The organism is Chryseobacterium sp., from assembly GCF_029240215.1.
GTDB lineage: Bacteria > Bacteroidota > Bacteroidia > Flavobacteriales > Weeksellaceae > Chryseobacterium.
In genome coordinates, this window is the sequence record NZ_JARBTK010000005.1 from 75,960 (window position 1) to 92,321 (window position 16,362).

General features: G+C 34.4%; 14 protein-coding genes. 9 read left to right on the top strand and 5 right to left on the bottom strand.

Translation table 11 applies throughout. From position 1 onward, the window contains the following. Nucleotides 1-94: 94 nt before the first annotated feature. Nucleotides 95-1,783 (bottom strand): peptide MFS transporter, encoded by a 1,689-nt coding sequence (locus K0R77_RS12090; protein WP_300352532.1) that lies wholly within the window; start codon nt 1,781-1,783, stop codon nt 95-97. A 134-nt stretch (nt 1,784-1,917) separates the two neighbouring features. Further along, complete coding sequence (locus K0R77_RS12095) at nt 1,918-3,567, bottom strand: peptide MFS transporter (RefSeq protein WP_300352534.1); 1,650 nt, start codon at nt 3,565-3,567, stop codon at nt 1,918-1,920. Between the two features lie 84 nt (nt 3,568-3,651). Here K0R77_RS12095 and K0R77_RS12100 point away from each other — a divergent pair, with 84 nt between their 5' ends. Then, complete coding sequence (locus K0R77_RS12100; protein ID WP_300352536.1) at nt 3,652-3,897, top strand: hypothetical protein; 246 nt, start codon at nt 3,652-3,654, stop codon at nt 3,895-3,897. Beyond that, a complete protein-coding gene (locus K0R77_RS17185) occupies nt 3,887-4,189 on the top strand; it encodes a type II toxin-antitoxin system RelE/ParE family toxin (RefSeq protein WP_367182739.1) in 303 nt (100 codons plus the stop codon). The genes K0R77_RS12100 and K0R77_RS17185 overlap by 11 nt, the downstream gene beginning before the upstream one ends. A gap of 51 nt (nt 4,190-4,240) precedes the next feature. On the opposite strand, the gene K0R77_RS12105 is transcribed toward K0R77_RS17185, so the two are convergent. Continuing rightward, complete coding sequence (locus K0R77_RS12105) at nt 4,241-6,370, bottom strand: S9 family peptidase (RefSeq protein WP_300352538.1); 2,130 nt, start codon at nt 6,368-6,370, stop codon at nt 4,241-4,243. 215 nt (nt 6,371-6,585) lie between these two features. Here K0R77_RS12105 and K0R77_RS12110 point away from each other — a divergent pair, with 215 nt between their 5' ends. After that, nucleotides 6,586-7,059 (top strand): hypothetical protein, encoded by a 474-nt coding sequence (locus tag K0R77_RS12110; protein ID WP_300352540.1) that lies wholly within the window; start codon nt 6,586-6,588, stop codon nt 7,057-7,059. 12 nt (nt 7,060-7,071) lie between these two features. Beyond that, entirely contained in the window at nt 7,072-7,263 is a 192-nt protein-coding gene (locus tag K0R77_RS12115) for a DUF6496 domain-containing protein (protein WP_300352542.1), read from the top strand. Nucleotides 7,264-7,311: 48 nt separating this feature from the next. Here K0R77_RS12115 and glgP read toward each other — a convergent pair whose 3' ends face one another. Beyond that, nucleotides 7,312-8,976 carry an alpha-glucan family phosphorylase gene (gene glgP / locus K0R77_RS12120; protein ID WP_300352545.1) on the bottom strand — a complete coding sequence of 555 codons (1,665 nt, stop codon included), beginning with the start codon at nt 8,974-8,976 and terminating at the stop codon, nt 7,312-7,314. Nucleotides 8,977-9,177: 201 nt separating this feature from the next. On the opposite strand from glgP, the gene K0R77_RS12125 reads away from it, so the two are divergent. Beyond that, nucleotides 9,178-9,975: a hypothetical protein gene (locus tag K0R77_RS12125; protein ID WP_300352548.1), complete on the top strand. Its 798-nt coding sequence runs from the start codon at nt 9,178-9,180 to the stop codon at nt 9,973-9,975. A 136-nt stretch (nt 9,976-10,111) separates the two neighbouring features. Then, complete coding sequence (locus K0R77_RS12130; protein WP_300352551.1) at nt 10,112-12,214, top strand: T9SS type B sorting domain-containing protein; 2,103 nt, start codon at nt 10,112-10,114, stop codon at nt 12,212-12,214. Nucleotides 12,215-12,261: 47 nt separating this feature from the next. Here the strand turns inward: K0R77_RS12130 and K0R77_RS12135 are convergent, their stop codons facing one another. Next, a complete protein-coding gene (locus tag K0R77_RS12135; RefSeq protein ID WP_300352554.1) occupies nt 12,262-12,597 on the bottom strand; it encodes a nuclear transport factor 2 family protein in 336 nt (111 codons plus the stop codon). Nucleotides 12,598-12,731: 134 nt separating this feature from the next. Between K0R77_RS12135 and K0R77_RS12140 the strand changes: the two genes are divergently transcribed. The 3 genes from K0R77_RS12140 to K0R77_RS12150 all read left to right on the top strand — a co-directional run bounded on the left by K0R77_RS12140 (nt 12,732) and on the right by K0R77_RS12150 (nt 16,346). Next, nucleotides 12,732-13,373 carry a hypothetical protein gene (locus K0R77_RS12140; RefSeq protein ID WP_300352556.1) on the top strand — a complete coding sequence of 214 codons (642 nt, stop codon included), beginning with the start codon at nt 12,732-12,734 and terminating at the stop codon, nt 13,371-13,373. 67 nt (nt 13,374-13,440) lie between these two features. Further along, entirely contained in the window at nt 13,441-14,787 is a 1,347-nt protein-coding gene (gene mtaB, locus K0R77_RS12145) for a tRNA (N(6)-L-threonylcarbamoyladenosine(37)-C(2))-methylthiotransferase MtaB (protein ID WP_300352558.1), read from the top strand. 56 nt (nt 14,788-14,843) lie between these two features. Then, nucleotides 14,844-16,346 carry an FMN-binding glutamate synthase family protein gene (locus tag K0R77_RS12150; protein WP_300352560.1) on the top strand — a complete coding sequence of 501 codons (1,503 nt, stop codon included), beginning with the start codon at nt 14,844-14,846 and terminating at the stop codon, nt 16,344-16,346. Nucleotides 16,347-16,362: the final 16 nt, after the last annotated feature.

A 16,362-nucleotide genomic window follows, 5' to 3' on the forward strand; every position in this document is an offset into this window, starting at 1 on the left:
ATCTGTTTAAATTAGCATCACTTTTAGAATCTACTAATGTAAAAAAAACCTCTGAAAAATCAGAGGTTTTGTATAATTTAAAATTTGTTTAAAATTATTTAGCTAATTCTTCAGCCATACCCAATTTATCATTGTGCATCATTTTTTGTAACCATGAGCTTAAGACAAATAAAATTGCAGCAGCTGTACCTGACATAATTATAAAGAGTACAAAGAACTCATATAGATTTGTAATTTGAAAACCTAAAAATGAAGTTGCGCCACCAGAACCATCTTCACCACCAGGTATTAAAGCACTCAAAGTTCCTGCGAATTTGTTAGCAGCGGCATTAGCCAAAAACCAAGTTCCCATCATCAATGAAGACAATCTTAATGGTGCTAATTTTGAAACCATTGATAAGCCAATAGGAGATAAGCACAATTCTCCCATTGTATGGATAATATATAAAGCAAATAGCCAGTTCATGGAAACTTTGTCGCCAATACCTAAGCCTTTAACTGCAATTGCAATCACGGCATAACCTAATGCAACCAAAGCTAAACCAATAGCCATTTTTTTTGGAGAAGATGGTTCTAATTTCCGTGTGTATAAAAACCCCCAAATTAAAGAAAAAATTGGAGCCAATATGATCACAGCTAAAGGATTTACTGATTGAAACCAACTCGCTGGAAATTCACTTTTTGCAAAATCAGCAATACTTCCTGTTGCAAATAGTGCTATTAGAATCAAACTTATGAATGCTGTAATAATCAAACTTACCTTTTTTGACCAATCAAAAAACCATGCTAATCCTTTCGAAAGGAAATAAGTTGCAACTAACCCAATAATTAAAATTAGCCAGGCAGGAATATTTATAGCTACATCTCTATTTACTTGTCTATCTGCAAATAATGTTAATGAAGCTCCGGCTTGTTCAAAAGCTCCCCAAAAGAAAATTACAAAAAATGCAAGAATGAAGATCACAATAATTCTTTGCATTTCAACTTTGTTCAAACTTTTGTCGGTTAAAATCAAAATAGGCATTGCTACCATTGCTCCGTAGATAAAATAACTTATTATATCTATATCGCTTTTAAACATTTGTTTAAAGTTCAGCATAAAAAATATGATTGCAATTGAGCCTATAATCATTCCGATACTCTTTGCATCTAATTTTTTAACGGGTAAACCTATGGCTTTTCCGTCTTCAGATACTAGATATTTTTTTTGTCCTAAAACGAAAGCAACTAGTCCTAATAACATTCCTACACCTGCTGCTAAAAAGCCCCATTTGAAATCCATAGAACCACAAACTAATGGTGAGAAAAAAGCCCCTAAGTTAATTCCCATGTAGAAAATAGTAAATGCACTGTCGATTCTTCTATCATTTTCAGGATATAATTGACCAACCATTGTAGAAATGTTGGGCTTAAAGAAACCATTACCGATAATAATAGATGTTAAACCCATCCACATTAAAGAAACTCCACCATTTGTACCAGCGGATGCACTAAAGAACATGAAAAACTGTCCGATTGCCATTAATAACCCACCAATCACAATACTTCTTCTGTTTCCTAGGAATTTATCACATAAATATCCTCCTAAAAGCGGTGTCAGATAAACTAACCCTGTATAACTTCCGTATATTTCAGATGCATCGGCATCTTTCATCAATAATATTTTAGTCATAAAGAGAATGAAGATTGCTCTCATTCCATAATAACTGAATCTTTCCCACATTTCTGTGAAAAACAGAAAGTATAAACCTTTAGGATGGCCTTTCTTTTGTGCTGTATCCATATATTCCTTGTTAATTTTTTGTTAAGACTGACAAATATAGTTTTTTTTGAGTTTTTGACAAGGTTTTAATTTTATTTTAAACAAAAAAGCTGCAGAATAATCTACAGCTTTTGTTTTATTGAATCATAAAGAAATTAGCTTACACCTTTTTCTTTCATTATTTTATTTAACCTTTTTAAAATTGATAAACCTAAGAGTGTTGCTAAAAGTAACAACCCAAAATTTACAATAAAGAAATTGGCTTTATTATCATAATCGTACCAAAAACTTGCTAAAACTCCTGAAAGCTTATTTCCGATAGAGGTCGAGAGGAAGAAACCTCCCATCATCAAAGCAGTTAACCTTGGTGGAGAAAGTTTTGAAACCAAAGATAATCCCATCGGAGAAAGGCAGAGTTCACCCACAGTTATGACTCCGTAAGCTGCAACGAGCCATAAAGCTGAAACTTTGATCAATCCGTTTTGTCCTGCATAAACTGCACCGACCATTACCAGACATGATAATGCAGAAATAAATAATCCCAAAACTATTTTTGATGGTGTGCTCGGTTCTTTTCCTTTTCTGCGCAGCATCATGAAAAATGCTACAACAACCGGCGTCAGTACAATCACCCAACCCGGATTGATGGATTGAAATAATTCTGTATTATAAAGATTTACTTTCTCTGTAGGATTTGCCTCTAGCTTTGTGCGATCAGATTGAGAAATATTTCTAAAATAAATATCTTTTCCTTGTTCTTTTAAAGCTTTTCCGTTTGCATCTTTTTTAACCTGATATTGGTCATCATAAACAGAAACTTCCTTATCCTGAAAGTCTTTTTTGTCAACCAGATAAATTGCTTCCAAAGGTTTTTCTAATGAAGGAACTGTTCTGTCTGTATAATAATTTGCCCAACGTGTTAACGCAGTTCCATTTTGTTTGAAAACTGCCCAGAACATTAAGCTTACTGCGAAAATTGCCAATAATGCACCAATTGGTTTTTTATCTTCGGCATTGGCTTTTACATAGAGCATGACATAGAAATAAATCACCGGAACACACGCAAAGATAAATGCATCTGTACTGTCGCTTCCGAAAATATTATTTGGAATAAACCATCCAATCAGTCCGAAAATAATTGCAGGTAAAAAGACTTTTACCAAAACATCAGAAATTTTAGTATCTCCTTCTTGTGCGGGTTTTAAAATATTTGCCTGAAGAATGTGTTGCCTTCCGATGGTGAAAACCAAAAGCCCAACAAACATCCCGACACCAGCTGTCATAAATGCAGGACCCCATCCGTATTTATTACGCATAAATGCAGCGATAATATTACATACAAAAGCTCCGATGTTGATTCCCATGTAGAAAATATTGTAACCAGCATCTTTATTGGCTTTATAAGGCTCTTCGTTGTATAAATTTCCTAATAATGTAGAAATACTTGGTTTAAAAAAACCGTTTCCAATGATAATTAAAGCCAATGATGCATAGAAAAGTGGCAATTCTTTAAAGAAACCAACTCCGAGATAACCTAATCCCATTAAAAAACCTCCAATGTAGATTGCTTTGATATATCCTAAAACTCTGTCGGCTAAAAATCCGCCCAAGAAAGGAGTCAGATAGGTTAAGGCAATAAAAGTTCCAAATATGTCATCTGCATTTTTATCATCAAATGCCAAACCTCCTTTTTCGCTGTCGATCATGTACAGTACAAAAATTCCGAGAATGAGATAATAGCCGAAACGTTCCCACATTTCTGTGAAGAATAGATAGGGAAGTCCTTTAGGATGTTTAGTCTTCATAATTCAAATTTCAATTTTCACAAATATAAAATATTTAATATAATAAACGAATTTTATTAACTTTGAGTAAATTAAGTGTCAAAAATGGAAATTACAGTAAAAGATATACAAAGTAATTTGGAAACATTACCGAAAGAATTTTTAAATGAAGTCAATGATTTTATTGATTTTCTTAAATATAAACATTTTAAAGAAAGGGAATATGAAGTTCCCGAATGGCAAAAAAATGAAGTAAGAAGAAGAATGGATTATGCTCAAAATAATCCTCAAAGTTTTGTTTCTGAATCCGAAATGAATAACTATTTGAATGATTTAGAAAGTGGAGATTAAAATAATATATAGTCACTTTGTAAAACAGGATTTAAGAGAAATTAATGATTGGGATAGGAAAATTGATAAAAAGCTGTGGAATAATTTTATTAAAGAATTTCGTTCGAAAATCAATTTCATTAAAGAAAATCCGTTGTCTTTAGAATTGAAATATGATGATAACAGAATTATTTTCCTTAAAAAATTTCCTTATGGAATTCATTATTTTTATAATAAAGAGGAAAATTTATTAGAAATATATTCCGTTTTTCACACTTCCAAAAATCCCGAAAATTGGAAAAAAAGAAAATAAAAATCCGAATCTCGTATAAAGAGATTCGGATTTTTATTTATATCTGAAAAACTAAAGATTCTCCAAAATAAAATCAGTCATTTTCTGATACAATTGTGGTCTGGTTTGTCCACCATAAATTCCATGGTTTTTATCCGGGTAAGCCATAAATTCAAACTGTTTTTTGTTTTGAATCAAAGCTTCAGAAAACTCCATAGAATTCTGGAAATGTACGTTGTCATCGGCAGTTCCATGGATTAATAAGAATTTACCTTTCAACAAATTGGCATAAGTTGTCGGTGAATTGTCATCATAGCCAGCCGGATTTTCCTGTGGTGTTAACAAAAATCTTTCTGTATAAACTGAATCATAATATCTCCAGTTGGTAACTGGTGCAACAGCAATTCCTGCTTTGAAAACATCAGCGCCTTTCGTCATTGCCAAACTCGCCATATAACCTCCGAAACTCCATCCGAAAATTCCTATTCTACTTTTGTCGATGTAAGATTGAGTTCCCAACCATTTTGCAGCGGTAATCTGATCTTCGATTTCGTATTTTCCTAAATTTTTATACGTTACTTTCTTAAATTTAGCTCCTTTAAAACCTGTTCCGCGACCATCAACACAAGCTACGATGTAACCTTTCTGAGCCAACATTTCAAACCAAAGAGCATTTCCATTATCCCAAGAATTTGAAACCTGTTGAGATCCCGGTCCTGAATATTGGAACATAAATAATGGATATTTCTTCTTCGGATCAAAGTTTTTCGGCTTAATAATCCATGCATTCATCTGATCTCCGGCTCCGTTTGGAATCGTGATAAATTCTTTTACTGTAAAATTATCAGCCTGAAGTTTTTTCAACTGATCATTGTTATTCTGAAGCTCTTTCAAAGTCTTTCCTGATCCGTCTTTCAGAACAAAAGTGTATGGTTTTGCAACAGTAGAAGAAGTTTCAATAAAATAATTGTAATTTTTACTGAAATTTGCGGAGTTATTTCCCTCTGCATTAGAAATTAACTGAGCCTTTCCGTTTTCAATATTGATTTTAGAAACTACTTTGTTGATGCTTCCTTTTTCTGTGGTCTGAACGTAAATTTCTTTAGATTTAGGATTGTAACCGTAATAATCTGTTACTTCCCAGTTTCCTTTTGTAATCTGTTTTTTTAGTTTGCCGTCTTTGTTATACCAATATAAATGACGGAAGCCGTCTCTTTCAGATGCCCAAAGGAAAGAGTTGTCTTCCAAAAATTCAAGAGTTACATTATCTGTATCGATCCATTTATCGTCAGTTTCTGTGAACAGTTTTGTTGCTTCTCCAGTTTTTGTATTTACTTTCAAAACATCTGAAGCATTTTGTGTTCTCTGTGAAGTAATCAAAACAATTTCATCAGGATTTGAAGTCTGAATAACGTTTGGAATGTAGTAGTTTTTAAATTGATCTAAATTGACCTTAGTCTTTTTTCCATCTGCCAAATGATAAATATGTGCCGTTGCAACAGAGTTTTTTTCCCCTGCTTTCGGATATTTATAGCGCATTTCTGTCGGGTACAAAGATTTTTCATAGATCGGAATGTAAATTTCCGGAACATCGGTTTCTACCAATTTCACGAACAGAATGTCAGCTGAATTTTTCGTCCATTCATACAATCTTGCATGACCAAACTCTTCTTCGTAAACCCAGTCTGCCAAACCATTGAGTACTTTGTTTTTGATACCGTGTTCTGTAATCTGAGTGATCTTTCCTGAATTTAAATCCTGATAAAATAAATTATTATCAACGATAAAGGAAACTTTGGTTGCATCAGGTGAAAATCTCGGCTCCTGAACAGGTTTTCCTTCATTCAGACTGGTTGTTTTTCCAGATTTTAAATCTTTAATGTCGTAAACACCTAAGAAAGAATGTCTGTAAATCGGCTGACTTTGTTTTAACAAAAGAATTTTAGACTCATCATCAGAAAACTCGTAGCTTTCGAAATTTCCGTCAACCAGATTTCCTTCTTTCTGGGAAGTTTTATAAGAATATTTTGCAATTCCATCTTGTTCGATGACAAGATAATTTTCACCGTTTTTCATTGAGGTGATTCCGGCAATTCCTTTTCCGCGGTAATATCCCGAATATATTTTATCTAGAGTGATTTCCTGTGCTGAAATGTTGTGAAGTGCAGCAACAATCGTAAGCGTAAGTAAGAGTTTTTTCATTTTCAAAAATAGAAATATCGTAAGTTTTCAAATATAGTGATTTTATAAAAAAAAGCTGACAGAAAAATTCTATCCGCTTTTTGAATGTTTTAATAAAGCAAAATAATAAGTACGGAAATTACTCGTGAATAAATGTTGTTTTTGATAAGATTATTGTAGAATATAAAGGTTTGGCAAAAAAATTGAAGCTATTCTCTTACATTAAAATGATAATTATGGAAACGCAGGCAAACAACAAGAAACTTAACAAGTACCAGCTCGAAAACCAAACAATATATACAGGATTTTCTACCTTTAAGGACGCAGAAGACTATGCAGGCAGAGAGGGCGGAACTGTGGTGGAAGTAGGTTTTAAAGACGGAAATGATAATCCCCAAATTACAACCGAAGCAGGACTGGTTGAAAAAAAGTTACATTATTTTGTAGATGCTGGTGATGAGTATAAATTTATTCATTCTTCTGATCCCGGTTTTAAACAGTATGCAGACGAATTGCAGAAGATCAAAGCAAAACTGCAGCAATCACCACCTGATGAAAGATATTTAGCAAATTTTGAAATTGAAAATGCTGAAGATCCTATCGTTGTTCTGAAGAATGATCAATTTGAATCTGTGACGTCAAGAGAACGTTCAAAGTATCTCAAGCATGCACATGTTTACGAAATAGGAGTTTCGATATCCAAATCTTAAAAAATCAAGATGATGAGCAAAGCAAAATATTCAGAAAAAGCTCAGGAAAAAGTCGGGAAGGTGATGGAAGAATTCAAAGAAGGAAAGCTTAAATCATCTTCCGGCGAGAAAGTCACAGATAAAACACAGGCAGTTGCCATTGGAATATCTGAAGCCCGTGAAAAAGGTCTGAAAGTACCTAAGGAAAAGAAGAAAAAAGATTAATCTTAAATAAAAACCGTTCGTGAATTGTCACGAACGGTTTTATTTTTTTTACTTGTTCTGATTGTAAAGTATCTCATAATACTCATCAGCCATTCTGTCGCTGTTGAATTGATCTTTCACATCATTCATTGCATTTTGCTGTATTTTTCTCCATTTTTTAGGTTGATCATAATATAATGGAAGAATTTCATTCTCAAGGATTTCGTATAATGTATTCAGATCATAATTATCTTGCTCGTAGATGCTCATGTTTTCGTAATCACACTTCGGTACTACGAAAGAATTTTCACCAGGCTTTGCAAACTCAGGAATCCAGCCGTCATCGGTTGAAAGATTGACAGATCCATTCATCGCAGCAGACATTCCTGATGTTCCCGAAGCTTCTCTCGGAACTCTCGGATTGTTTAACCAAAGATCTGAACCTTGCTTTAAAGATTTGCTTAAAGACAATTCATATCCCGTGAGAACCGCCATATTTTTATGATTTTTACTTTCCTCAACAAGGGTATTAAAGGTTGAGATCGACGAATAATCCATAGGATAAGGCTTTCCGGCCCAAATAATTTGTACAGGATATTTCGGATTGTTTAAAAGTTTGTAAAAACGGTCTTTGTCATGCAGTAATAAATCTGCACGTTTATATCCTGCAAATCTTCTCGCCCAGACAATAGTGAAAATATTCGGATCAAATAAATTTCCGGTTTGGTCTGCAACGATTTTAAACAATCTTTTCTTTAAAAGTTTTTTGCGGTAATCAAAAATAGTATCGTTATTTTCGTCTTTGGCAATATAAAGTTCTTTATCACCCCAATATTTGAATTCCTGAGCATTGGTAATTGATTTGATTTCACAAATTCCGGGATATTTGCTCCACATTGCTCTCGAAACAACACCGTGAAGTTGAGAAACTGCGTTTGCAATTCTTGCCATTTTCAATGCACAGAGAGAATGATTAAACAATTCTCCGTCCGAACCTTCCAGCTTTTTGGCTTCTTCCATGCTTAAGCCCGAAAAATAAGACATATCGTAACACAATCTCAGGTTATGTTTTTCGTTTCCGGCTTCTTCCGGAGTATGGGTTGTGAAAACTAGCTTTTCTTTTACTTTCTGAAGATTTCCGTTAAATTTTTTCAATAAATAAAATGCTGCAGGAAGCCCGTGTGCTTCATTAAGGTGATAAACTTCTCTTTCGATATTCATCTCGTCAAGAAGTTTTGCGCCACCTTTTCCTAATAAAATATATTGCGCCAGTTTTGTAGATTCATTGGCATCATATAATTTGTGGCAAATTGTTTTTGAGACATGATCATTTTCCGGAACATCTGTAGAAAGGAAAAACATCGGTGCGGTATGGAAAATTTCAGGATCAAGATACCATACTTTTACCCAAACCGGCGCACTGTGAATTTCGATCTGGAATTTTATTCCCGTATCTTCGAGAAAACTGTACATTTTTCTTGTCCACGTTGGCTGTAAGGTCTGATCGTGGTTTCTCGCCTGATCGTAATAACCGAATTTCCAGAGAATTCCGATTCCTATTAAATCCTGCTTCAGATTGTAAGCGCTTCTCATATGTGAGCCCGCCAAAAATCCCAGGCCACCGGAATATATTTTAAGCACCTGCTCTATGGCAAACTCCATAGAAAAATAGGCTACTTTTTTAGTGTATTTTTCGTTAACGCTGTAAGGTATTTTAAAATTTTTAAAATCCATAAAAGATTCAGTTTTGTGTTTAAAAGGGTAAAGGTATTAATTAAGAAAATAAACTTTACATTAATTATATGATAAATTATTTTTAAAACAATCTATCGAATAGTTTTTTTAACTATCTTTAAATGTAAATTTTTGATAATCAAAAACTTCAATATTGAAACGGGGGTTTCAGAGTATTCTTTAATAATTAAAAATCACTTCATGAAAAAATTATTCTCAGAGGAAGATTTGATTAAAAATCTAAGTTTATATTACCTCAACCGACATTTGAAGAAAAAGCCAATGGAGAAATATCATCGTACAATCGATGCATCACCTCTCCACGACAGAGAAAAATACAAGAAAAAAGCTGAAATTTTATTGCTGAATTCTTTCATGCACCATTTTCCTGAAGTGACCTTTGAGAATCTCACCTGCGAAAGCCCCGACTTCATCGCAAAATTCAACGACAAAAAAATTGGAATAGAATTGACCGAAGTGATCAATCATCTTGAAATGAAAAAAGTTGAGAGCAATTTGAATAAAATTTTCCGTCAGGCAGAAATATTGTTAGAACATGAAGACACCACGAAATATCGTGGTGTTTATTTTTTGTCTTTTCACGCCCACTTAAAATTTGATACTCCTGAACAGCAACAGGAAATTATTCTAAATATCTATAAAAGCATTAAAAAAAATAAAGCATTCGGATGCGTGAAAAGCATTAGAAAATCTTCTCATCGCAGAAATGTTTTTATCACTCACGAATACAACATGAATCTCTTTGATGAGCTCTGCTCTGAGAAAATTTTAGAATTGATAGAAAAAAAGAATGAGAAATTTCCTTACTATGACAGATCTGTTGATGAATGTTGGCTGGTTATTGTTTCAGATATGAATTCTCTGGCATCGCGTTACACTTTTATCCAGGATAAGGAACATTTGAAGGAAGTCAAAAGTCCTTTTCATAAAATTTTCCACCTTGAAAATCTTTGTGGGAATATGACGAGTATTAAGTGATTTTTGAATATTTAATATAGAATATTTAAATAAATAATATTTTTTGTGTTAAATATTTTGTTTTTGTCATTATTTGGTGATTATAATTAAATTTCATTATATTTGATAAAGTTTAAACCTTAATAACCAATCTGATATGAAAAAAACTTTACTCCTGCTTATTTTCCTGATCTCTCAAACTTTCTTTTCTCAGGCAGACTGCTCTACTGCATTGTCGGTTTGTGGAAATTCAAGTATTACGTACAATCCTACAGGAATTGGTTCTGTAAACGAATCTTTAGGAGGTTGTCTGATCTCCGGAGAGCACAATTCTATTTGGTACAAACTGACTATTGCTACAAGCGGAACTCTAACTTTTAATTTGGTTCCCAACGATCCTGATGCAGATTATGACTGGGCAGTGTATGGTCCTAATGTAACTTGTGGAACTTTAGGTTCACCAATACGCTGTAATGCTGCAACGGTCATTGGAGTCGGGGCATCTACCGGTCTAAATATGACCAGTACAATAACTAATGCTCCGGGAGGATCTGCTACACCATATTGTCAGTATATGGATGTTTTGGCAGGTCAAACCTATTATTTATACATTGATAACTGGGTTGGTGCAGGAAGCTCAGTTACGGCACCGTTTTCTCTGACTTGGGGCGGAACGGCAACATTGGCTTCTCCGTTTACTGATCCTGCTTTGCAACCTAATGCGTTTACTCCGCCGGGATTACCTGCAGCAAATCCCGCAGATCCGAGAGAAGTTTTGATTTGTGTAAGTCCTGCAGTTTTTGATTTCAGTACGCTTACAGCAGGAATCTTGAATGGTAATCCTAATTTTATTGTTTCTTATCACACTACTCAGAATGATGCACTTGCCGGAACCAGTCCTATTACAGCTCCGATTACTGTAAACACGACAACAATTTATTATTACAGTATTCATTATCAGGATCCTGTCAATCCAAATAATCCGATCAACTTTTGCCGTCAGATTGGTCCGTTCAAATTTAAACAAGGAAATATTACGGCTCTTGACAAAACTATATTTGCCTGTAATAATAATAAAGCAGGTACGGCAACTTTCAATTTAAATTCAGCTAATGTTTTTACTGGTTCTAATATTACCATAAAATATTATCCGACTATGGCAAACCTGAATGCCGGAACTGCACAAATTACCAATCCTACACAGTATGTTTCTGCACCGGGAGTGGTTTATGCTCTTGTGACCACATCTGAAGGTTGCTCAGATTCGGCGGCGATTACCTTGAGTTTTTATCCTGAAGTGGTTGTAAATGATGCTGTTTTACGTTTTTGTGCATTGCAGGAAAATTTGGTAACTGCATCTTTTGATCTTACTACTGCAAATGTTACATTGCAAACAGGAACTACAAAAAAATATTATAAATCAGTACAGGATGCAATCGGCGGAACTAATGAAATACCAGCTACAATGGCTGCAGCATACGTTTCTCCAAATGGAGTGGTTTATGTAAAGGTTTTTAATGAAAACGGATGTTATGCTATTGCAAAAATCACTTTGCAGGTAATTCCTCCTGTTTATTCTTCTGTTTTAAAAGATAAAATCATCTGTATCGAAGATAAGACCTTTCTTGATGCGGGTGCAGGATTTGACGGATATGAATGGAGTACGGGTGCAACTACACAAACAATTTCTGATGTTGGAGTTGGTAATTATTGGGTGAAGTTAAAAACTGGCGAATGTATTTCTTATCAGACGGTAAAAGTATATGCTTCTGAGCAACCGGTTGTTTCAAGTATTGATATTTCGAATACTACAGTTACTGTTAATGTTAACGGGGGTAAAGCACCGTATAAATATTCTATGGATAATGTCAACTGGCAGGATTCTAATGTCTTTACAAACATCACAAGAGGTGATCATGTGATCTATGTGAAAGATGCTTATGATTGTGAACCGATTAAGGTAGATATTGTGGTGCCTAATTTAATTAACGTAATCACGCCAAACGGAGACGGAGTAAATGATGTCATTGATTATTCTGCATTAGCCAATAAACAGAATTTGGTATTCAATATCTTTGACCGTTACGGAAATAAAATTTTCCAGGCAGATAAATTCAATAATTTTAAATGGGACGGAACTACAGGAAACAAAAAAGTTCCTACCGGAAATTATTGGTACTCTGTAACATGGAATGAGAATGACCAAAAGAACACATTATTCAAATATACAGGTTGGGTAATGGTTAAAAATAGAGAATAAGAAGTTATAAATACAGAAAAAAGACCATCTTGAGAAAGGTGGTCTTTTTAGTTGAAAATTTTAGTATCTTTAAAATAATCAGAAAGATAGATGATTTTACCATGTTCTGAAAACTGAACGATCGTACAGATGTTATTTTCATATTCACCCGATCCCGGCATGTTTCCGATTGATGTTGTCTGATAAAAGTATTTCTCATTCCCTAAGTGAAAAATCTCCGAAACATGCCATTCAATTTTCTCATAACGCCTGAAAATAGCCCGGAATAAAGCTAAAATTCTGTTTTTGCCTGAAATTTCTTTTGAAGGTGGAATCCAGATTATGCTTTCGTCAATAAACCACTTTTCCAGCTGATCAATTTTCAGAGAATTTAAATCTTTCATAAAATCACTGATTTTGCACACCATAAATTACTTCTTTTATCTTTATATACGGGGAATTTGTTAACTTGGATTTAAATTCGATCAGGGAAATGTAGGGTTAATAATCGGGTTTTTAATACAATTAAAGTAAAAGAATGAAAAACTTCTCAATTCTTCAACATAAAGGAATTATTTCTGATCAGTTTCTAAGTCAAAAGATTACTGATTTTTCCTCAGCTTGTAAATACATTTCCGAATTACCTTATAAACGAAATTTAAACAAAAGTAATATCAAATGTGTTTTCGATGAATTAGCCGGAACCTGCAGTACAAAACACGCAGTTTTAAGAAAATTGGCACTTGGAAATAATCATCCTGAAGTAAAGTTGATTCTCGGTATTTTTAAAATGAATACTGATTATACTTTTAAAATCAAGAAAACGCTGGGAAAATATCATTTAAATTATATTCCCGAAGCACACAATTATCTCAAAATTAAAAATGAATATTTTGATTTTACTAAACCTGATTCGGATTACAGACAATTCCGGAACAAGATTTTAATTAAAAAAGAAATAGAGTATGATCAAATTTTCGCAGAGAAAATTTTATTTCACAAAGATTTTTTAAAGCAATGGATTGTTGAAGAAAAGATTCCTTATAATTTAGAAGAAATCTGGAATATCAGAGAGCAGTGTATTGAAGATTTACAGAAGAATGATGAGGTTGAAATTCAGAATTCTTCTTCCGTTTGCTTTGCGAAAAGTCAGGAACTGCGAGACGATTACAAACTATAGACCGAATCAATTTAGTATTCATATTTAAATTATTATCTTTGCACCCATTAAAATTCAGTAATAATAAATGTCTCATTTTCACAGAACTGCCGCATTTCATACCCTTGGCTGCAAATTAAATTTTGCAGAAACATCTACTATTGCCCGTCAATTAACAGATGCAGGTTATGATAAGGTGAGTTTTGATGATAAAGCAGATGTTTATGTCATCAATACCTGTTCGGTAACAGAAAATGCAGACCGCGAATGTAAACTTCACGTAAAAAGAGCCATGAAAGCAAATCCTGAAGGTTTGGTGGTGATTGTCGGATGTTATGCACAGTTGAAACCGGAAGAAATTTCACAAATTAATGGTGTTGATTTGGTTCTTGGAGCCAAAGAAAAATTCAATATTCTGAGTTATCTTGATGATTTGGAAAAATCTGAAAATGAAGGTATTGTTCACTCCTGCGAAATCGAAGAAACTGACTTTTTCATAGGAAGCTATTCTATTGGTGACAGAACCAGGGCTTTTCTGAAAGTTCAGGATGGTTGCGATTACAAATGTACTTACTGTACGATTCCTTTAGCAAGAGGGATTTCGCGTTCAGATACTATCGAAAATGTTTTAAAAAATGCTAAAGAAATTGCTCAGAGAGACATTAAAGAGATCGTTCTTACCGGTGTAAACATCGGTGATTACGGAAAAGGTGAATTTGGAAACAAAAGACACGAACATACCTTTTTAGATCTTATCTCAGAGCTCGATCAGGTTGAGGGCATCGAAAGAATCCGTATTTCTTCAATTGAACCGAATCTTTTGAAGGATGAAAGTATTGAACTGGTTTCTAAAAGTAAGAGTTTTGTTCCGCATTTTCATATTCCTTTGCAATCGGGGAGCGATGATTTGTTGAAAAAAATGAAACGTCGTTATTTAACCAAATTATATAGAGACAGAGTCAATAAAATCCGTGAAGTGATGCCTCATGCAGCGATTGGCGTTGATGTCATCGTTGGATTTCCGAGAGAAACCGAAGAACTGTTCATGGAAACCTATAATTTCCTGAACGAGCTTCCTATCAGTTATCTGCACGTTTTTACCTATTCTGAAAGAGAAAATACGGAAGCTGCCGAAATGGATGGAGCAGTACCGATTCCTGAGAGAAAAAGACGCAACAAAATGCTGAGAATTCTTTCTGAGAAAAAGAAAATGGCATTCTATCAGACTCAGCTCGGGCAGACACTTCCCGTACTTTGGGAGCACGAAAATAAAGAAGGAAAAATGTTTGGCTTCACAGAAAATTACGTGAGGGTACAAAAAGATTTTGATCAATCTTCTGTCAATCAGATTGAATTTCTGAATTTAGAAAAAATACTGTCAGATGGCACGGTTTCTGTGCAATCGTCTTACGAAAGTTTTTTAGCAAAAGCATAGTCTGTTTGCTTTATTTCCACTAAATTTATTTTTAACTTTTTTAAATCTACATTCTTATGAGAGATAAATTTTTATCTTGGGGAATTGTGTTGGTCATTGTAACGTGGATCGTTGCATTGCTGATCAGAGCACATTATTGGATTCCGATCCTTTTAACGGCAATTTATGCATTAGGGGTTTATAATACATATCAAACCAAACACGCAATTCTCAGAAATTTCCCTGTTTTAGGATATTTCAGATATTTTTTTGAAGATATTTCTCCTGAAATGCAGCAGTATTTTATCGAAAGAGAAACAGACGGGAAACCATTTCCAAGAAATCAGCGTTCTGCAGTGTACAGACGTTCAAAAAACCTGAGTGATACTGTGCCTTTCGGAACCCAGTTAGAGGTTAATCACAGAAAGTATGAAGGGATCAAACATTCTATTTATGCCAAATCTCCGAAGGAAGAACTTCCGCGAGTTTGGGTAGGAGGTGAACAATGTTCGCAGCCTTATCATGCTTCGTTATTTAATATTTCGGCAATGAGCTTTGGTGCGTTGAGTGACAGAGCTCAGATTTCTTTAAACAGAGGTGCAAAAAAAGGAAATTTCTATCATAATACAGGTGAAGGTGGAATTTCTCCCCATCATTTGGAAGGAGGAGATCTTTGTTGGCAAATCGGAACCGGATATTTCGGATGTAGAGATGATGAAGGAAAATTTAATCCGGAATTATTCACAAAATATTCAAATCTTCCCAACGTAAAAATGGTTGAGATTAAATTATCTCAGGGTGCAAAACCAGGTCACGGCGGAGTTTTACCCGGGGTGAAAAATACTCCGGAAATTGCAAAAATACGTCACGTACAACCAGGTTTAACGATTGTTTCTCCGCCATCACATTCATCTTTTTCTGATGCAGCAGGTTTGTTGAGATTTGTACACCACTTAAGAGAGCTTTCTGGTGGAAAACCGGTTGGTTTTAAGCTTTGTATTGGTGATACGAAAGAGTTTGAAGATATCTGCGTTCAGATGAACGTTCTGAAGATTTATCCTGATTTCATAACCATTGACGGAGCTGAAGGAGGAACGGGAGCCGCACCGCCCGAATTTTCTGATGGAGTAGGAATGCCTCTGGAACCAGCTTTGATTTTTGTAAATAAAACATTGAAGAATTATAATGTCAGAAATAAGCTGAGAGTGATTGCCAGCGGAAAAGTTCTGACAAGTTTAGATATTTTGAGAGCAGTTGCAATGGGAGCCGATATGTGCAATAATGCGAGAGGGTTTATGTTTTCTTTAGGTTGTATTCAGGCTTTGAGATGTAATAACAACAATTGTCCGACAGGCGTTGCAACACAGGATAAGATGCTGATCAAAGGTCTTGATGTGACGGATAAAGCTGAAAGAGTGTACCATTTTCACAAAAATACATTACACACCTGTAATGAATTGATTGCAGCGGCAGGAAGAGATTCTTATGAAGAAGTTGATGCTACAATGTTCATGCGTGGTGATGAGTTTGAGCATCTTTCTGATAAATATTTCCCGGATATTTTGGGAAATGTGAGATAATTAAATTTCAATAAAA